Consider the following 18,686-nt stretch of genomic DNA (forward strand, 5'->3'; position numbering starts at 1 on the left):
TATGAATTGGAAGCGTTTTTATTTGGTTGCATTAACACTTGTATCAACAAGTTACGCAAGTGCCCAAGCAAACCTTTTAAATGCTAAAAAGGTAAGCGAAATTGGATTTAAGTCAGAGGCGCAGATAGCTTCTGAAGATGATAAACCATTACCATATGGAAATATAAGTGATAGAGATGTCTTGTGGTCGAAGGTAGTGTGGGAATACGTTGATTTAAATCAGAAAATTAATTTACCTTATTACTACCCAATTGATACCACAAATACTGGTAATAATAGGCGTTCATTATATGATTCTTTGCTAAAAGGAATTAGAGATGGAGAAATAAAGGAAATCTATGATGATTCTTATTTCACGACTAAAATTGGAATGGATGAAATCAAAGAAAAAACTCTTGATAATAGAGATGATGGATATGGTAATACAGATACCTATGAAATTAAATCTGAGCAGGTAAAAGGTTACATGCTGAAAGGAATTTGGTATTTTGATAAAAGACAAGGTGAATTGAAGTATCGTTTACTTGGTCTTGCACCAATGGGACCAGATGTACAAGTATTAGGAAGAGAAGAAATTGATGATGGAGATAGTATTTATGCTTTATTTTGGGTATTCTACCCAGATGCAAGAGAAAGTTTGCATAAATCAAAAGTATTTAATGCATTAAATTCGGCACGACCAATTTCTTATGACAACCTTTTAAATGCACGTAGATTTGATGCTATCATTCAGAAAGAAGAAAACCTTTATGGAGACAGATCAATTAAAGACTATGTTCGAGGTAATTCTTTATTCCAACTATTAGAAGCTAATAGAATAAAAGAAGGAATCAGAGACAGAGAAATGGACATGTGGAATTACTAGAAAATTCACATTTAATAATTTCAAAAAAAGAGTGTTTGTACTATGCAAACACTCTTTTTTACTTTTTGTATATTTGAACAAGCTTCTAAAAAATGTTATGATAGAAATACTAAATCAAGTGTTTGAAATAGAGCAAAAATCCGAACGTGAAAATTTCAACAATTTTAAGAGAAATATTAGACGTATATACCATGAACTTGACGAGTTAGGATACTACTTGAAAAATCCGTTGGGAGAACGATATACGGAAGAAAGAACTGATGTAAATGCGTCTTTAGAAAATGATATACATAGTGAGATGAAAATTACTAAAGTATTAAAACCGATTATATATAAAAGGGAAGAAGACGGTGTGTTTATTGTTCAAAAAGGTATTGTAATTGTAACTTAATCATTAAAAATGAATACAGTTAATTTTGGTATAGATTTAGGGACTACAAATAGTATGATAGCTTCCTATATTGATGGTACTCTAGAAGTATATAAAAACCCGTTAGGTCTGAAATCTACGTTAGCATCTGCGGTGGCTTATAGAAAGAATAAGATATTTGTAGGAGATAAAGCAAGAGATTTATATGAACGTGACCCTTTAAATGTTTTCACTTGTTTTAAGAGAAAAATGGGAACATCAGATAGATATTGGGTTCCTAATATTGAAAAAGAATTAGGACCTATAGAACTATCATCTGAAGTATTAAAGGAGCTCCAAAATTTTGTACATACTGGTACTACCATAAATGAAGTTGTTATTACCATTCCTTCTTCTTTCGATACAATACAATCAAATGCTACCAAATTAGCAGGCCAACAGGCAGGATTTCAGCAGGTATATTTGTTGCAAGAACCAATTGCAGCTAGCTTAGCTTTTGCGAATAAAAATAATTTGGATATTGAAGAAGAAAAGTATTGGTTAGTGTATGATTTTGGTGGAGGAACTTTTGACGTGGCTTTGCTTAAAATAGATAACAGAGAAATTGATGTTGTAGATAACTCAGGAGATAATTATTTAGGAGGTTTGGATATTGATAATCTCATAGTAGAACGTCTTATAATTCCAGTAATACAGAAAGAGTTTGCTATTGAAAATTTATGGGAAGAATGCCGTAAAAAAGATAGTAAATATAAAAGATTGTATTATGAACTTTTATTTAAGGCAGAAGAAGCGAAGAAAGAATTGAGTGTTTTTGAGACGGTAGAAATTGAAGTAGAGATAGAAGAAGAAGATTTTTATGAAACCATTGAAATAAGCAGAATTCAATTTAATGACCTAATTAACCCATTAATTCAACGAACTATTGAGTTTATTTTAGACTTACTAACCAGAAATAATATCAAACCAGAGCAGGTAGAAAGAATGCTAATGGTAGGCGGCACAACTTTAATTCCGTATGTGAAAAAGAAGTTATTAGAAGAGGTTAAGATACCATTATCTTCAGAAGTCGATCCTACAGAGGCTGTAGGTAAGGGGGCGGCATATTTTGCAGGGTCAAAATTCAAAAAGATTAATGAAGATATCTCACAAGGAAAGCCTAGCGATTATGAAGATGTTGACTTTACAATTCTTTACGAAAGAAACTCAAGAGATGATGAAGAGCTTATCCATATAAAAGCTGATGTGGAATTCAGGGGAACTTACAGAATTATTAGAAAAGATGGAGGATTCGATTCAGGAATGGTTCAATTTACCAAAGAGGCTTATATCTATGTTGATTTGTTGGAAAATGAGTTGAATACATTTCAATTAGACATATATGACGAAAAGAATAAGGTCATTTATACTAATCAAACATTAGCAATAAATCATGGAAAGTACCAAGTAAAAGGGCAGGTACTTCCAATTGATATTTGTTTGGAGATAGATGATATGGAGTATAAGGAAACAAGATTGGAGCTTGTTTTTAAGAAAAATAGTATACTACCGCTTAGAAAAATGATCTATAAAACCATTTCTAAGACTATTTTAAAAGGTAGTGAAGATAGTTTAAGAATTAATATTGTTGAGGGAAATAATGCAGGATTACCTAGTTCAGGGCTTACAATAGGATATATTGAAATTCCAGGAAACCTATTGGAAAGTGATTTAATAAAAGGAACAGATATAGAGTTGGAGATCAAACTTTCAGAATCTAGAGATTTGGAAGTTGATGTGTTTTTAAATTCAATAGAGCAAGATTTTATAAATAAGTTCACACCATCAGAACGTTATCTGAGTAAAGACAAACTAGAAAGAGAACTTGATAAAGGAGTTCGTAAACTAGAAAGAGAATTAGAAACTAATGGAGATGATTATGATTTTTTAGCAAAATTAAAGAAGATTAAAGACCAATTAATAGAATTGCAAATAGCTCTAAATTTAAGTCCAGAAGAAGACATTAGTGACACTAAATATAGTATTGATAATCAGAAAAGAGAGTTAATGAATGAGTATGATTTGTTAACTCGAAACAGAGTGTTAAATGAAGACATAACAGAGTATAGATTGGTAAAAAGTTATTTGGAAGCTAAATTAAATGAAGAAGGGAATCAACAGTTTATGTCTAGGTACGAACACATTATAAAAGACGAAGTTGCTATACTGAATTCTGGAAATAAATACCTAATTAAGGCTAAAATTAAAGAGTTAAACTCCTTAGATAACACTATGTTTAATTCTGATGAAAAAAACTTTATAGATGTATATCTTCATTTTAAGATGAATGCTGATGTTTTCATTGATAAAATAAAAGCAGAGCGCATGTTTTTGCATGGAGATAAAGCCCTAGAAGATAAAGACTATAGAGTGCTAAAATCAATAGTCTATCAACTAAACTCTTTATTACCAAAAGACAATGATACATCTAAAGATTTAGGAATAGATGATCAAACCGGAATTCAATAAACCAGGATCTAAATAAATAAAGAGGGTAAAGCCGTAAATACTTACTAATAACTCATGAATTTTCTTTGTTATTAATAAGTATTTGTTTTTTTAAGTTAACTCTACATGCTAATTTTAATGGTTTCATTATCAGTGTAGAATCGGATGCCATTAAAGAAAGTGGAACTCATTACAAATGGTTTTTTTGAAAGTTTTCTGGTATTACTATTTAACTGTATAATGGTATCCCCTTTTTTATTTTTCCATAATTTTTCCGCTATGTAAAAAAATAAAGTGTCATTTTTAGGAGAAATCTTTATTCTAATAGCCTTATTAGGCTTCACATAAGCAGCAAAGTCTCTTTGCTCTCGTAAATTCCTGTTAAATACAATTAGGGGCTTTTTATTCTTATTTTTAATTATGATAGGAGAACCTTCAATAGCTTTATGTTTTCTATTCCTGAAAAATTTAGGATAGGGGTTAGCCCCATTCTTAAGTTTTATTTCTTTGGAGTTTTTTGAGGAGAGTTTAGAATTTTTATAAAGTTTTCGAAAAAAGTCATGCTTAGTAGCATTAATAATGCTTAGATCTTCCGGTACTCTTTCTTTGGTAAGAAGCTCGTTTTTCAAAGTATCGACCAATATATTTTTAAAAGCGACCCCTTTGTTATTAATTGTAACAAGTGTAGAATCATTAGAAGCAAAAAGAACAAACTTTTTAGATAATAATTGAATATCGGTTAAATCCATTTTCTTAAAAGTATATTCACCTGAATTTTCATAAGAAAGCAAGGAGAATTCGAGACCTCTATAAAAAATATATTCGTTTTCTATAGCATGTGAGCATTGTAAACTATCTTTAGAACGAATAAAGGCGCCATAAAAAAAACTATCTTTTTTGTTTAAGTAAAATAAGAAAGCATCTTTTTCACTTGTGTTTTTTATTGTTATTAGTGGTCTATCGGCTTTAGAGCTTTTTTGCACAAGATTGAAAGGATTACTACCCGTTTTTAAATTATAAGCGGTACTGTCATAATAGACTTCATTAAGAATATAACTTCTTCCAAAAAGTTTTTTTAAATAGGTAGTCTGAAAGTTCTCATGAATAGTATTTATGTTAGAATTATAACTATTATTATAAGTATTTGTTCTATTTGAAGTTGAACGAGTATTTGAATTAGAAGCCTTAGCAATGAACATAACAATTGCAACAATAAAGGCAATGGCAGAAATTAAATTTTTACCAGAAAAATAATCTAAGTGAGATTCTTCGTAAGAGGATTCCTCATAGCCTATTTCTGATATTTCCTTAACCTTTTCTGTAACATCAGGATTATCAAATTCTAATTTAAAAAGATTTCTGTATGCATATTTTATTTTTAAATACTCAGCGTTATGTTGTCGAGTTCTTCTATAATATTTTAAGAGTGCATTAACATAATCAATTTTTCCAGATTTAACTAGACCAATAGGTATTTGGTTTAATAAGTTTATAAATCCGTTGTAAGTAATTTGAGGGCATTTTTTATATAAAGTTCTTGGTTTCGCTTGTTCAATTACCTTAACCAAGATTGTTAATTGTTGCAGAACATAACTGTAAAGAGTATGAAGAAATTCTCGCGTAAAAATATAATCATTATTTAAAGCTTGATTAATAATGTCGTAATTTTTGTTTTGAAATGAAGATTTAAAAACCGGGATAAAATAATCTTCAAGATAGGGAGCTAAAAAATTAGCAAGTCCATCTGGAATTTCATTTTGGTAGTTTTTAAAATTAAAACATCTAGGAGCAGTACATTTACCAGTTTTTAAAAATTGCTTAAAATTAGGATGATTTTCAATAAAAAGAATACAAGCTCTTTTCTGAGGATCTTTTAATTGTTGAAGCAGTTGAAACTGTAAATCCCTGTTAAAGGAAGAGTTCTCATTCTGAATTTGAAGTAAGCGGAGGCGCTTTTCCAATCGAACAAGAATTTTATGGTCAATACTTTCTAGTTCATCTAAAGAAATTTCTAGTAAATCAATAGGAGATTGATACATGGCAATTTTGATACAATTATTTGTAGACCAAAGTATGAAAAATAGATTAAGTTTAAAGTACTGAATAAATTTATTTACGAGTAATGTTCGTACTTTTGGCATATGAATGTTGATTATATTATTGTTGGTCTTGGTTTAGCAGGAATTGCTTTTGCGGAAAAACTATTAGAAAATGGTAAAACGTTTGTGGTTTTTGAGAATAACTCTCAAACTTCGTCTTTGGTAGCTGGAGGGATGTATAATCCAGTTATACTAAAAAGATTTACACCAGCTTGGAATGGGCACGAACAATTGCAATATGCCATGCCTAAATATGAAAAACTTCAATCAAAATTAAAAACACATTTTGATGTAAAATTCAAGACGAAAAAGGCTTTCAACTCCATTCAAGATCAAAACAATTGGTTTATGGCTCTTGATAAACCAAATATGTCGATTTATATGCAGTCTCAGATTGAAAAAACAGAAATTGCTGGAATTATATGCAATCATGGATTTGGTACTTTACAGGGTACTGGAAGACTTAAGACGGAAGTTTTAATAAATAGTTATAAGAACTATTTAAGAAATGAAGACAGGCTTGTTGAAGAGGAATTTGTTTATGAGAACTTGAAGGTTGGTACGACCATTAGTTATAATAATGTCATTGCTGAAAAAGTTGTTTTCTGTGAAGGTTATGGCCTCAAAAAAAATCCATTTTTTAACTATCTTCCTTTAAACGGTACAAAAGGTGAGATTTTGAATATTTATGCACCTGAATTAAGTATAGATTTTGTTCTTAAATCATCTGTGTTTGTAATGCCGTTGGGAGATCACCATTACAAGGTTGGAGCTACTTTCAATTGGACAGATAAAACTTCTTTGCTAACCGAAGATGGAAAACAAGAATTAGTAGATAAACTGAATAAAGTAATTTCTGTTCCATATGAAATTGTAGACCATTCAGCTGGAATTAGACCAACAGTTAAAGATAGACGCCCACTTGTCGGAACGCATCCAAAATATAGCAATCTGGCAGTTTTGAATGGACTTGGAACACGTGGAGTTATGATTGCCCCAACAATAGCAAATAGCTTATTTAATTACCTAGAAAATAAAACCCCTCTTGAAGAAGAAATAGCGATAACAAGGTTTAATTAAGCAGGCTTTTTATTTAACGACTTTAATTCTTTTCTCTTCTTATAAGAAACGAAAATGTTAATCCAAATTATTCTAGAAAGCCTTAAACTTACAGGAGTAAGGATAAGAGATATTATAATAATGGCAATAAAGCTTTGTAAAATAGAAAGACCAATAAATACTTTAGCAATAATGAAAACAGCTACAAATAGAGCTACAGCAATTGCATAATTTACATACATTGCTCCGAAATAAAAAGATGGTTCCATCATATATTTCAAATCACAATTAGGGCAGTTATCATGAAGAGTTGTAACCTTTTTTGGGTTGAAAGAAATTTTATATTTAAAAAAATCACCTTCATGACATTGAGGACATTTATTTCTGAAAATACTATATAATTTACTTCCTTTTCCGAACATATAATAAGACTTTGAAGTTAAATAAACTGTTTCGTTTTTGTAAGTTTGTGCAAATTTCAATATTTGTAATCAAACCACCTGTAACTATAGTTACAAAATTACATTAATTAGTTTATAAAAATGCTAAACGTACATAATTTAACGGTTTCATTTATGGGGACCGATCTTTTTTCTGGAATTACTTTTAAATTAAATAAAGGTGATAGAGTTGGTTTAATAGGAAAAAATGGAGCAGGAAAATCAACTTTGTTAAAAGTACTATCGAAAGACATTGAAAGTAGTGGAGGAACGATTGCATTTGATAAAGAAGTCCGTATTGGTTTTTTACGACAAGATATTGACTTTGTTCATGGAAGAACAATTTTAGAAGAGGCTTACCAAGCATTCACCGAAATTAAAGAAATCGAGAAAGAAATTGAGTCTATTAACAATCAATTGGCAGAAAGAACTGACTATGAAAGTGATGGTTATAATCAGTTAATAATAGATTTAAACGAAAAGAATGAGCGATATGAATTAATTGGTGGATATAATTATCAAGGAGATACTGAAAAAATTCTTCAAGGTTTGGGTTTTAAAAGAGAAGATTTTGACAAGTTAACAGATACTTTTTCTGGAGGATGGAGAATGCGTATTGAGCTTGCAAAACTACTATTACAAAACAACGATATTTTATTACTGGATGAGCCTACAAACCACCTTGATATTGAATCGATAATATGGTTGGAAAACTTTTTAAAATCATATCAAGGAGCAATTGTTTTGGTATCACATGATAAAATGTTTTTAGATAATGTAACCAATAGAACTATTGAAATTTCTCTTGGGCAAATTTATGACTATAAAAAGCCCTATTCCGAATTTTTAAAACTTAGAGCTGAGATAAAAGAAAAGCAACTACAAGCTCAAAAGAATCAAGAAAAAGAGATTGAACATACACAGAAGTTAATTGAAAAGTTCAGAGCAAAGGCGAATAAGGCATCAATGGCTCAATCATTGATAAAAAAACTTGATAAAGTTGAAAGGATTGAGGTTGATCAAGATGATAATGCGGTTATGAATGTTAGATTTGAAATATCGAAGGAGCCTGGTAAAATTGTAGTTGAAGCTGAGAACTTATGTAAAAACTATGGAGAGAAAAAAGTTTTAGAGAATGTTGATTTACTAATTGAGCGAAACAGTAAGATAGCATTTGTTGGACAAAACGGACAAGGTAAATCTACTTTAGCCAAAATGATGGTAGGGGAGATTCCTTTTGATGGTCACATGAAGTTGGGGCATAATGTTGAAGTAGGGTATTTTGCTCAGAATCAATCTGAATATTTACCTCAGGAAAAGACGGTATTGGAAATCATGGAGGATGCGGCAAACGATACCAACAGAATTAAGGTTAGAGATATGTTAGGCGCCTTTCTATTCAGTGGTGAATCAGTAGATAAAAAAGCGAAGGTACTATCTGGAGGTGAAAGAAATCGATTGGCATTATGTAAGTTGTTATTATCACCATTCAATGTATTGATTATGGATGAGCCCACAAACCACTTGGATATAGCATCAAAAAATGTTTTGAAGAAAGCATTGAAAAACTTCGATGGAACTTTGATTATAGTATCACACGATAGAGATTTTTTACAAGGTTTAACAAGTACGGTATATGGGTTTAAGGATAGAGAGATAAAAGAATATTTGGGTGATATCGATTATTTCTTAGAACAGCACCAACTTGAAAATTTGAGAGAAGCTGAAAAGCAAACGGTGATTAAAGAGGAGAAGAGTTCCTCTAAAAAGATTGCTTATAAGCTTTCTAAAGAACAAGAAAAGGAGTTGAAGAAACTAAAGAATAGATTAAATAAAATAGAGAATTTAATTCAAGACTTAGAAGAGGATATTGAGAAGATCGATCTTGAATTGGCTCAAAACTATGAAGAGGTTTCTTCAAGACCTGATTTCTTTGAAAAATACAAGGCAAAAAAAACAAAACTCGAAGACCTAATGTTGGAGTGGGAAGAAGTAGAGGAAAAGGTGAGCACTTTTAATTAACAGGCATGTTTGAAGCTTCGGAGAATATAGTTAACCAACAAATAATCTTACCAATTCTAGACGATAAAGACGTAGAACTTTTTATCAAGCGCGAAGATTTGATTCATCCGTACATTTCAGGAAATAAATACAGAAAACTTAAGTATAACCTAGTTGAAGCCAAGCAGCAAAAGACAGAAGTTGTTTTAACTTTTGGCGGGGCTTATTCAAATCACATAGCAGCAACAGCCGCAGCTGGAAAAATAAAAGGATTCAAAACAATAGGTGTTATTAGAGGCGATGAGCTGGCAAAAGACATAGACGGCGTTTTAAAGAGTAATAAAACCTTGAAGTTTGCTCATGAACAAGGAATGCAATTTAAGTTTGTTTCACGAGAAGATTACAGAAATAAAACAAGCACTTCTTTTTTAAACGAACTTAAACAAGAGCTTGGTGATTTTTATTTGGTGCCAGAAGGAGGTTCTAATGAACTTGCTGTAAAAGGCTGTGAAGAGATTTTAACAAAGGGTGATGAAAAATTCAATTATATTTGCTCGGCTGTTGGTACTGGAGGAACTATTGCTGGTTTAATAAATTCAGTAAATGGTTCTCAAAAAGTAATTGGTTTTCCTGCGTTAAAAGGAAATTTCTTAGAAGGCGAAATTGAAAAGTTTTCAAATCGGAATGATAATTGGTATTTAGAAACCGAGTACCATTTTGGTGGTTATGGAAAGTTTGATGAAAAACTAATTTATTTTATAAATAAGTTTAAAGAAAACACAACAGTACCTTTAGACCCCATTTATACTGGTAAAATGCTTTATGGTATTATGGATATGATTTCAAAAGATAAATTTCCAAGAGGATCTAAAATACTAGTTATTCATACTGGAGGTTTGCAAGGAATTGAAGGAGTCAATCAAAAATTGAAAAGAAAAGGTATAAATTTAATTCAGCAATAAAGGCATTGAATTAAAATGCCAGAAAGATAATAACCTGAAAAGGTAAAGAGTATATAAGATGAAGTTTAAATTAAGCGTAGCAATTATTTTAGCATCCCTATTATTATCAAGTTGTGGATCAAAAAAGAAAGTAGTTACTTCTAATAGAAAGGTAGTACTGGAGGAAAAGGAAGAAATGCCTGAGATACCTCAATTGGAACAAATTAAAAAAACTTCAATAACAACCCCTAAGAATACCAATGAGTATATTTTAAAGTTCGCTCCAATTGCAGTTAAAAAAATGCATGAGCATAATATACCTGCAAGTATAACCTTGGCGCAAGGTATTTTAGAATCTGGAAGCGGAAGAAGCCCTTTGGCCGTTAGATCGAACAATCATTTTGGAATCAAATGTCATAGAGGATGGAAGGGAAAAAGTGTAACTCATGATGATGATGAAAAAGGAGAGTGTTTTAGAAAGTATAAATATCCAGAGTCGTCTTACGAAGATCATTCCCAATTTTTACTTACTAGAAAGCGATATGCAAGTTTATTTAGACTTAGGCATACCGATTACAAAGGTTGGGCGTATGGCTTGAAAAGAGCCGGATATGCTACTGATAGGCGATATCCTCAAAAATTAATAAGTCTTATTCATAAGTATGATTTAATGAAGTATGATCGAATAAGACCATCTAAAAAAAGACAAAAAACCATAGGTAACTATTATGAAGTTAAAAAAGGAGATACTTTGTATTCTATAGCTCGAAGACATAATATATCTGTGAAACTATTAAAAGAAATAAACGGTTTAAGAAGCAATCAAATAAGTATAGGACAACATTTGTTAGTTCAGTAATATTAGTAATATATTGGTTGAACTTGTTGCTTTAATAACTCTCTAATTTCTGGCTTACAGCTTCCACAACCTAGGCCTGCTCCAGTTTCCTTGCAAAGCTTATCAAGTTTTTGAGCACCTTTTTGAATGGCTTCTATTAGGTTGCCTTCTCCAACTTGACCACAAGAACAAATAAGTTTACCCTTTACTATAGTTGCTGTAGTGTTACTACTTAAAAGAGAGTTTCTTTTATCAGCTAATTCCGTTTTGTTTTCAATCAAAGCTTTGAACTCGGCAAATTCATTTTTATCTCCTATTAAAATAGCTCCAATTAGGATGTCGTTTTTCACAACACATTTCTTATAGTAGCCTCTTTTAATATCGGAAAAAATGATTTCTTCATAATTATCATCGTCTTCTGGAACTTGAATAGTACCGATACTACACAGGTTTAAATTTTTAAACTTTAAAATGTTCATATCTGCAGAACTTTTATAAATACTATTGATATCTCCTAAAATGAAATTCGCTAATTTTGAGGCTTGTTCTTCGACAGCAGATGTAATTCCATAAAGCTTTGATTTAAACTCTGCAATTTCACCGATAGCAAAAATATTAGCATCAGTCGATTGAAGGAACTCATTCACAACAATACCTTTGTTTATTTTCAAATTTGCCGATTTAGCGAATTCAACATTTGGTTGAGTTCCTATAGCGTAAATAATAGCATTTGTATGTATGGTGCCATTGTTTTTTAGTTTTATTTTTAAATCATGGTTTTGGATATTCTTTATTTCGCTCACTTCATTTGAGAAATATATTTTAATTCCCATTTTTTCTACATGCAATCTTAATATTTTGCTTGAAGTATTATCAAGTTGCTTTTTCATTAACCTGTCTGATCTTTGAATAATATCAACACCAATCTTTTGTTCTCTTAATATACTTGCCATTTCGAGCCCCAAAAGTCCTCCTCCAACAATAGTTACGTGTTTTTGACTATTTGGATACTTATAATTATTTAGATAGGCTTTAAAGGTATCAGCATCCGATTTACTTCTTATGCTAAATAATCCTTTTGTATTTGATAGAATATTTGATGGGATAAAAGGTCGACTACCAGTTGCTAAAATAAGTTTGTCATAAGAAAAAACATTCCCTTGCTTATCCTTAACAAATTGTTTGCTTTTATCAACATGAACAATAGTTGTATTTTGATAAAGTACAATATTTAGTTTTTCTAGTTCTTCTTTCTTTACCTTTTTCAATTGTTCCCAGTTTAACTCTTCAGAAATGTATTCGGGTAATAATACTCTATTGTAAAATGTATTCTGTTCTTTAGAAAAAACTGTAATTGAATCCGTGGTGTTTTTATCTCTATAATTTTGAATAAATCGGAATGCGGCTGCACCTGCACCAACGACTATTATTTCTTCTTTTGGTTTATGATATTTCTTCACAGAAACAGGTGTGTATTTGAAGTCGGGCTCTTTGGAAAACGGATCAACGGAGCTGTTACTTAAGTTGTTTGCCCGGTTCAAATTATTATTTAAAACTTTACCCCAATGCATGGGAAAAAAAACAACTCCTTGTTTAATTGAATTAGTTACTTTAGCTCTTCCCCGAACCTGACCATTTTTACTGTTAATTACGATAATATCTTCACTTTTTATTTGCCGAATTTCCGCGTCATATTTATGTATTTCCAGAACTGGGGTTGGATAATGAGTAGTAAGTCGTGCTACTTTACCCGTTTTGGTCATTGTGTGCCATTGATCTCTAATTCTACCCGTAGTTAAAATCAATGGGAATTCGGTAGATGTTTTTGGAGAAATGTTATGGATTGATGAGGGAATATTAAAAATAGCGCGTTTTGAAGAGGTATAAAATTCTTTATCTGAAAATAGTCTAGGAGTTCCTTTATGGGTTGGTGAAAGTACTGGCCATTGGAACGTACCTTCTTTTTGAAGTCTTGTGTAATTTAGATGAGATACGTCGATATTGGTTCCTTTTGTCATTGAACAGTACTCATCGTAAATGGCACTTGTGGAATCATAGTTAAAACTATCAAATCCCATTCTTTTAGCAAATTCACAAAGAATCTCAACATCTGACTTTGCTTCTTTTGGGGGATCAATAATTTTAGGTAGGTAGGAAATTCTTCTTTCGGAATTAGTTATGGTGCCTTCTTTTTCGAGCCATCCCGCTGCAGGTAAAATCAAATCAGCAAATTGAAGTGTATCTGATTTATTAGAAATATCTTGTACGATTACATATTCAGCTCTTTTTAGCGCTTTTTCAATCTTATTGGCATTAGGCATGCTAACAGATGGATTGGTGCAAATAATCCATATTGCTTTCATTTTTCCATTTTCTAGAGCATCGAACATTTCGGTAGCTGTATATCCTTGGTTTGCAGATATTTTTTGAACACCCCAAAATTTGGCAACTTCATTTCGATGCTCAGCGTTAGAAAGATCTTTATGTACGGCTAATAAACTAGCCATACCTCCAACCTCTCTTCCTCCCATGGCATTGGGCTGACCTGTTAATGAAAATGGACCAGAACCAGGCTTACCTATTTGACCTGTGAGTAAAGATAAATTGAGTAATGAATAGTTTTTGTATGTTCCAATGCTACTTTGATTAAGTCCCATTGCCCACATACTAATAAACGCTTTTGAGTTTCCTATAATATTTGCAGCTTGTTCAATTTCTTGTAAGGAAATACCACAAAGTTTCGCTGCTAAACTTAAAGAAGTTTCTTGCACTTGTTTCTTATACAGTTCGAAGTTTTCGGTATGATTAATAATAAAATCAATGTTAATTTTATTATTATCGATAAGCCATTTACCAATGGCGTTATTCAGAATAATGTCGGTTCCTGGAAGAATTTGTAAATGTAAATCGGCGAAACTGGCTGTATCTGTTTTACGAGGATCCACAACAATAACTTTAACATCTGTATTGGATTCTTTATGATTTTCAATTCTTCGGAATAATATAGGATGGCACCAAGCTGGATTCGCACCAGAAATAAGGAAACAGTCGGCAAGCTCAATGTCGTCATACGAAATAGGCACAGAATCTTCACCAAAAGTATTTTTGTACCCAATAACAGCAGAACTCATACAAAGACGAGAGTTTGTATCAATATTATTTGTACCCAAGAAGCCTTTGGTAAGTTTGTTAACAATATAATACTCTTCTGTTAAGCATTGACCTGAAACGTAGAACCCAACGCTATCGGGTCCATATTTTTCAATTAAGTTTTTAAAAATATTGGAAGCAGAACTCAAAGCTTTGTCCCAAGAAACCCTCTCTAAAGAAGTGAGTTTATTAGGTCGCATCTGAGGATAAAGCAACCTATCCGAGGTATCGTTAACAACATAATGTAAGTTCATTCCTTTGGAACATAACATTCCTTTATTGACAGGATGATTGGGGTCACCTTTTACTTGAACTTTGCCATCAGCAGTCTTACTAACTAGTATTCCACACCCGACTCCACAATAGGAGCAAGTTGTCTTGATTTCATTTTCAAACATAGCTATTGTTTTAAATACCAGTAAGATAATGTTTTATTACGTATAATTACGTAGTTCAAGTGTTTAATTCATTGATAAACTGATGCTTAGTGGAGTTTTTTGTGTTGTTGGAGATTAAAATGAGATGATTAAATATGGAAAAGAAGCACGAACAAATTATTAACGTATTAAATCTGTTATTTTATTTGATAGCGCAATAAGATTATTTACTTCTAATTTTTTCATCAAATTAAAACGATGAGTTTCTGCTGTTCGGGTACTTATAAACAATTTAACTCCAATTTCCTTACTACTCATTCCTTTTAAAACAAGATTAAGCACTTGTTTTTCTCTCAAGGTGAGATTTGTTAGAGGATCTTTTGGTTTATTAATTTCCGTAAAATAAGTCTCTCCCGAGTACAATGACTCAATAGCTTCGAGGAGATTGTCTATACCAGAATGCTCGTTAAGATATCCGTCAATATTTTCTCTAAGATTAATGAGTGGGTCACCTGTGAAAAAATCTTTTGTAAATAGAAGCGTTTTAATTTTTGGATATTCTTTTTTAATGTTATGAATTAATTCCATAGTGCTAAGTTCAATTCTATCAAAACCAAGTATTAAAACATCAGCTTTCCTATATTTTAATATATTAATTACACTTCTAATATTGCTGGTTTCATCAATTACATGAATATTATTCTTTTTTTCTAATACCGATTTTATGCAATCTCTAATAAGAGAATGACCATGCATAAGAATAACATTAATCAATGAAGAAGAATTAGAATACATACTTAGGAGAATTAATAAATAATTACCTTAAGTAACCACTTAAAGTACTTTAATTTACGTGTTTATACGTAATGATATTTAAATGTTTAAGCAATGGCTTTCATCGATTAATAACTGGTATTAGTTTAGTTATAAATGGTTCTTTTAAAAATATTTGCTATTAGTGGTTTTATGACTGAATTATTAGTTTAAATAACTTTTTATACAAAATTTTTAATTTTATACGTATTTCTACGTAATTTTTTTTATATTGACTTATGTAAAATCCTATTGAAAAAGACAAGTGAAGAAAGTCATTGAGGCTAAATTACTAGAAACCTCATTTCTTAATTTGTCAAACTTAAAACACTACACGGAAAAAACTAATTTAAGTAGAAAAGTAAACTACTTAAATATCGAGAACCAATACTGAATTAATCAGTTTCTAAAAAAAACAATTGAGAAAATTTGAGAAAGTGAACGTTTGAACCTTTAAGGTTATAATAGAAACGTTTAAAAGAATGACAATGCCCCTAAATTTGTAATAATCTTTTCACGATTACAACAATATATCTGCTGATACTACTCAATATGTTTTTGTCGATAATTTGAACTAAATCGAAGGTAACTATTTCCTTGGGTAAAACCTGTATACCTTCTATTTAAAGAAGTAAATCAATTAAAAGCAAAAAAAATGAAACAGTTAAAGGAACCCCACAGTATACTGTTAATGTTTGGGTTGTTGTTGATGTTAGCATGCAACGAAAAGAATCGAACAGAGGTACTACCTTCATCAGTTGAACAAGCAAGCCAAATCTCTGAAAAGATTGAAAAACCTCAGTTAACATTTGGTTTTATAAAACTAACAGATATGGCTCCTCTTGCCATAGCTAAAGAAAAAGGTTTTTTTGAAGACGAAGGATTGTTTGTTTCAATAGAAGCCCAATCCAATTGGAAAAATGTCTTGGATAGAGTAATTGATGGTCAGTTAGATGGAGCTCATATGTTGGCTGGGCAGCCGATAGCGGCTGGGGCAGGTTTTGGAAGGCAAGCCAAATTGGTAACACCATTTTCAATGGATTTAAACGGAAATGGTATCACAGTATCTAATGATGTTTGGTCGAAAATGAAACCGAATATTACTATTGATAGAGATGGTAAACTTGAACATCCCATATCGTCAAAGGCATTACAACCTGTGATTCAAGAATACAAGAAAAATGGAAAACCTTTTAAAATGGGAATGGTATTTCCTGTATCTACTCATAATTATGAAATAAGATACTGGTTGGCGGCTTCTGGGATTCACCCAGGAATGTATACACGTGATAATGTACAAGGACAAATTGATGCAGAAGTATTATTATCAGTAACTCCGCCACCTCAAATGCCTGCGACAATGGAGTCAGGAACTATTTCTGGATACTGTGTTGGTGAACCATGGAATCAACAAGCAGTTTTTAAAGGTATTGGAGTTCCAGTAATTACGAATTACCATATATGGAAAAATAATCCTGAAAAAGTATTTGTAATGACCAAGAAGTTCGTAGAAGAGAATCCGAATACTGCAATAGCTGTAACAAAGGCTCTTATTAGAGCTGGAAAATGGTTGGATGAATCTAATCATAGAGAGGAGGCAGTAAAAATCTTGTCGAAATCTGAATATGTAGGAGCGCCACAATCTGTACTTGCAAATTCAATGACGGGTACTTTTGAGTTTGAAAAAGGAGATAAACGTCAAATACCTGATTTCAATGTGTTCTATAAATATCACGCTACCTATCCTTTCTATTCTGATGGCATTTGGTTTTTAACTCAGATGAGAAGATGGGGACAGATTCCAGATTCAAAACCTGAGTCTTGGTATCATGAAACGATAAAAGAAATATACAGACCAGATATTTGGAAAAAAGCCGCTAACGCCTTAGTCAATGAGGGATACATACCTGTTTCTGATATACCAGATTCTGATGGGTATAAACAACCAACGAATGATTTTATAGATGGTAAGTTATACGATGCAAAGCATCCGATTGATTATATCAATAGTTTCCAGATTGGGAATAAAAATTAGTCCTATTTTAAATATAACCCATTTTAAATATCACAGCTTTTATTATAGTTAATAATATCTCTTATTAAAGAAATGAGGCTTAGATTATTTAGTATGAAGACTTAGAAAAGAAATATGAAACAAAAAATCAAACCAAAGAACAAAAAACAAACTAAAGCTTTGTTAAACCCTCTGAAATCAAAAATGAATTTATTAAAAATTGGAAAGAAGTCTTTATTGAATAGATTCATTATTCCAATAGCTTCGATTGTCTTATTTCTTGGAATATGGTATTTAGGTGCTGAATATTTGAGAAATAGAGAAATTGATTTTAGGGTGGAAAAAGTAATGAATGATCAAGGAATAGCTGAAGCAAAGGCGTTAAAAGCTTGTTTTGAAACTAACGATTCAGAATGTCAAACCAATACTTTACCATCTCCAATTCAGGTTTGGACATCTGTAAAATCATTAATAAACGATTATTACTTGATAAGAAAAGACAAAGAAGATTTTTTAGCTAAAACACAAGTAATTAATCAGCAAAGAGAAGCAGCAGGAGAAAGTCCTATTATTTATACGGGCAGACCATCATTTGTAGATATAGTGTTCACTAGTTTAAAGACAGTTTTTGCTGGATTCTTATTAGCGTTTATAATTGCAGTTCCTATTGGAATTTTTATCGGATTGAGTAATACTTTAAGGAGTACCTTTAATTGGTTTATTCAAGTTTTTAAACCGGTATCTCCAGTCGTATGGTATTTATTAGTCTTTATGGTTGTTAAAACTTTATTGATAGAAACAAGTTCCGATAATTCATTTGTCATCTCATTTATTAGTGTTGGTCTTTGTTCAATGTGGGCAACTTTAGTGAATACAACAATGGGAGTTTCTTCTGTTGATAAAGATTACATCAATGTTTCAAAAGTTTTGAAATTGAAACCATTACAGAAGGTTTTTAAAATAGTGTTACCATCGTCATTACCATTAATTTTTACTGGATTAAGAATAACATTATCCGTTGCCTGGATGGTTTTAATAGCAATTGAATTATTGGCTCAAAGTCCTGGTTTAGGTTTATTTGTTTGGGAAGAATTTCAAAATGGAGCAAACGATTCTAACTCTAAAATTATCGTAGCCATGTTTGTCATTGGGATTATCGGTTTTTTATTGGATAGAATGATGCTTTTTGTACAAAATATGATTTCATATAATAAAAACAGTATTGCTTAATT

General features: G+C 31.3%; 13 protein-coding genes. 9 read left to right on the forward strand and 4 right to left on the reverse strand.

Features of this window, described 5'->3' with window-relative positions; all coding sequences use genetic code 11:
• The first annotated feature begins 1 nt into the window (after position 1).
• The 3 genes from porN (at position 2) to ACKTTV_RS18885 (ending at position 3,743) form a co-directional block, all read left to right on the forward strand.
• The gene (gene porN / locus ACKTTV_RS18875; protein WP_408032436.1) at positions 2-865 is read left to right on the forward strand and encodes a type IX secretion system ring subunit PorN/GldN; all 864 of its coding nucleotides are present in this window, start codon (positions 2-4) and stop codon (positions 863-865) included.
• 97 nt (positions 866-962) lie between these two features.
• Positions 963-1,256 (forward strand): hypothetical protein, encoded by a 294-nt coding sequence (locus ACKTTV_RS18880; RefSeq protein ID WP_408032437.1) that lies wholly within the window; start codon positions 963-965, stop codon positions 1,254-1,256.
• Positions 1,257-1,265: 9 nt separating this feature from the next.
• Positions 1,266-3,743 carry an Hsp70 family protein gene (locus tag ACKTTV_RS18885; protein ID WP_408032438.1) on the forward strand — a complete coding sequence of 826 codons (2,478 nt, stop codon included), beginning with the start codon at positions 1,266-1,268 and terminating at the stop codon, positions 3,741-3,743.
• 101 nt (positions 3,744-3,844) lie between these two features.
• On the opposite strand, the gene ACKTTV_RS18890 is transcribed toward ACKTTV_RS18885, so the two are convergent.
• Positions 3,845-5,863, reverse strand: coding sequence for a hypothetical protein (locus ACKTTV_RS18890; RefSeq protein WP_408032439.1), 2,019 nt, complete (start codon positions 5,861-5,863; stop codon positions 3,845-3,847).
• Here ACKTTV_RS18890 and ACKTTV_RS18895 point away from each other — a divergent pair, their 5' ends adjacent.
• A complete protein-coding gene (locus ACKTTV_RS18895; protein ID WP_408032440.1) occupies positions 5,864-6,901 on the forward strand; it encodes an NAD(P)/FAD-dependent oxidoreductase in 1,038 nt (345 codons plus the stop codon).
• On the opposite strand, the gene ACKTTV_RS18900 is transcribed toward ACKTTV_RS18895, so the two are convergent.
• Complete coding sequence (locus tag ACKTTV_RS18900; RefSeq protein WP_408032441.1) at positions 6,898-7,302, reverse strand: DUF983 domain-containing protein; 405 nt, start codon at positions 7,300-7,302, stop codon at positions 6,898-6,900. The two genes, ACKTTV_RS18895 and ACKTTV_RS18900, sit on opposite strands and share 4 nt — an antisense overlap.
• Before the next feature lie 120 nt (positions 7,303-7,422).
• Between ACKTTV_RS18900 and ACKTTV_RS18905 the strand changes: the two genes are divergently transcribed.
• Genes ACKTTV_RS18905 through ACKTTV_RS18915 form a run of 3 tightly spaced genes read left to right on the forward strand, consistent with a single transcriptional unit; the run spans position 7,423 to position 11,121 of the window.
• Positions 7,423-9,342: an ABC-F family ATP-binding cassette domain-containing protein gene (locus tag ACKTTV_RS18905; RefSeq protein ID WP_408032442.1), complete on the forward strand. Its 1,920-nt coding sequence runs from the start codon at positions 7,423-7,425 to the stop codon at positions 9,340-9,342.
• Between the two features lie 5 nt (positions 9,343-9,347).
• Entirely contained in the window at positions 9,348-10,283 is a 936-nt protein-coding gene (locus tag ACKTTV_RS18910) for a 1-aminocyclopropane-1-carboxylate deaminase/D-cysteine desulfhydrase (protein WP_408032443.1), read from the forward strand.
• Positions 10,284-10,341: 58 nt separating this feature from the next.
• The gene (locus ACKTTV_RS18915; RefSeq protein ID WP_408032444.1) at positions 10,342-11,121 is read left to right on the forward strand and encodes a glucosaminidase domain-containing protein; all 780 of its coding nucleotides are present in this window, start codon (positions 10,342-10,344) and stop codon (positions 11,119-11,121) included.
• A gap of 2 nt (positions 11,122-11,123) precedes the next feature.
• Here the strand turns inward: ACKTTV_RS18915 and ACKTTV_RS18920 are convergent, their stop codons facing one another.
• Both ACKTTV_RS18920 and ACKTTV_RS18925 read right to left on the reverse strand, forming a co-directional pair.
• Positions 11,124-14,648: a molybdopterin-dependent oxidoreductase gene (locus tag ACKTTV_RS18920; RefSeq protein ID WP_408032445.1), complete on the reverse strand. Its 3,525-nt coding sequence runs from the start codon at positions 14,646-14,648 to the stop codon at positions 11,124-11,126.
• Positions 14,649-14,807: 159 nt separating this feature from the next.
• A complete protein-coding gene (locus ACKTTV_RS18925) occupies positions 14,808-15,422 on the reverse strand; it encodes a LuxR C-terminal-related transcriptional regulator (RefSeq protein ID WP_408032446.1) in 615 nt (204 codons plus the stop codon).
• A gap of 673 nt (positions 15,423-16,095) precedes the next feature.
• On the opposite strand from ACKTTV_RS18925, the gene ACKTTV_RS18930 reads away from it, so the two are divergent.
• Positions 16,096-17,475, forward strand: a complete 1,380-nt coding sequence (locus ACKTTV_RS18930) for a CmpA/NrtA family ABC transporter substrate-binding protein (RefSeq protein WP_408032447.1) — start codon at positions 16,096-16,098, stop codon at positions 17,473-17,475.
• Between the two features lie 183 nt (positions 17,476-17,658).
• Positions 17,659-18,684: an ABC transporter permease gene (locus ACKTTV_RS18935; RefSeq protein WP_408032448.1), complete on the forward strand. Its 1,026-nt coding sequence runs from the start codon at positions 17,659-17,661 to the stop codon at positions 18,682-18,684.
• Positions 18,685-18,686 lie beyond the last annotated feature (2 nt).

The sequence above is a fragment of the Tenacibaculum xiamenense genome (genome assembly GCF_964513065.1).
Lineage (GTDB): Bacteria > Bacteroidota > Bacteroidia > Flavobacteriales > Flavobacteriaceae > Polaribacter > Polaribacter xiamenense.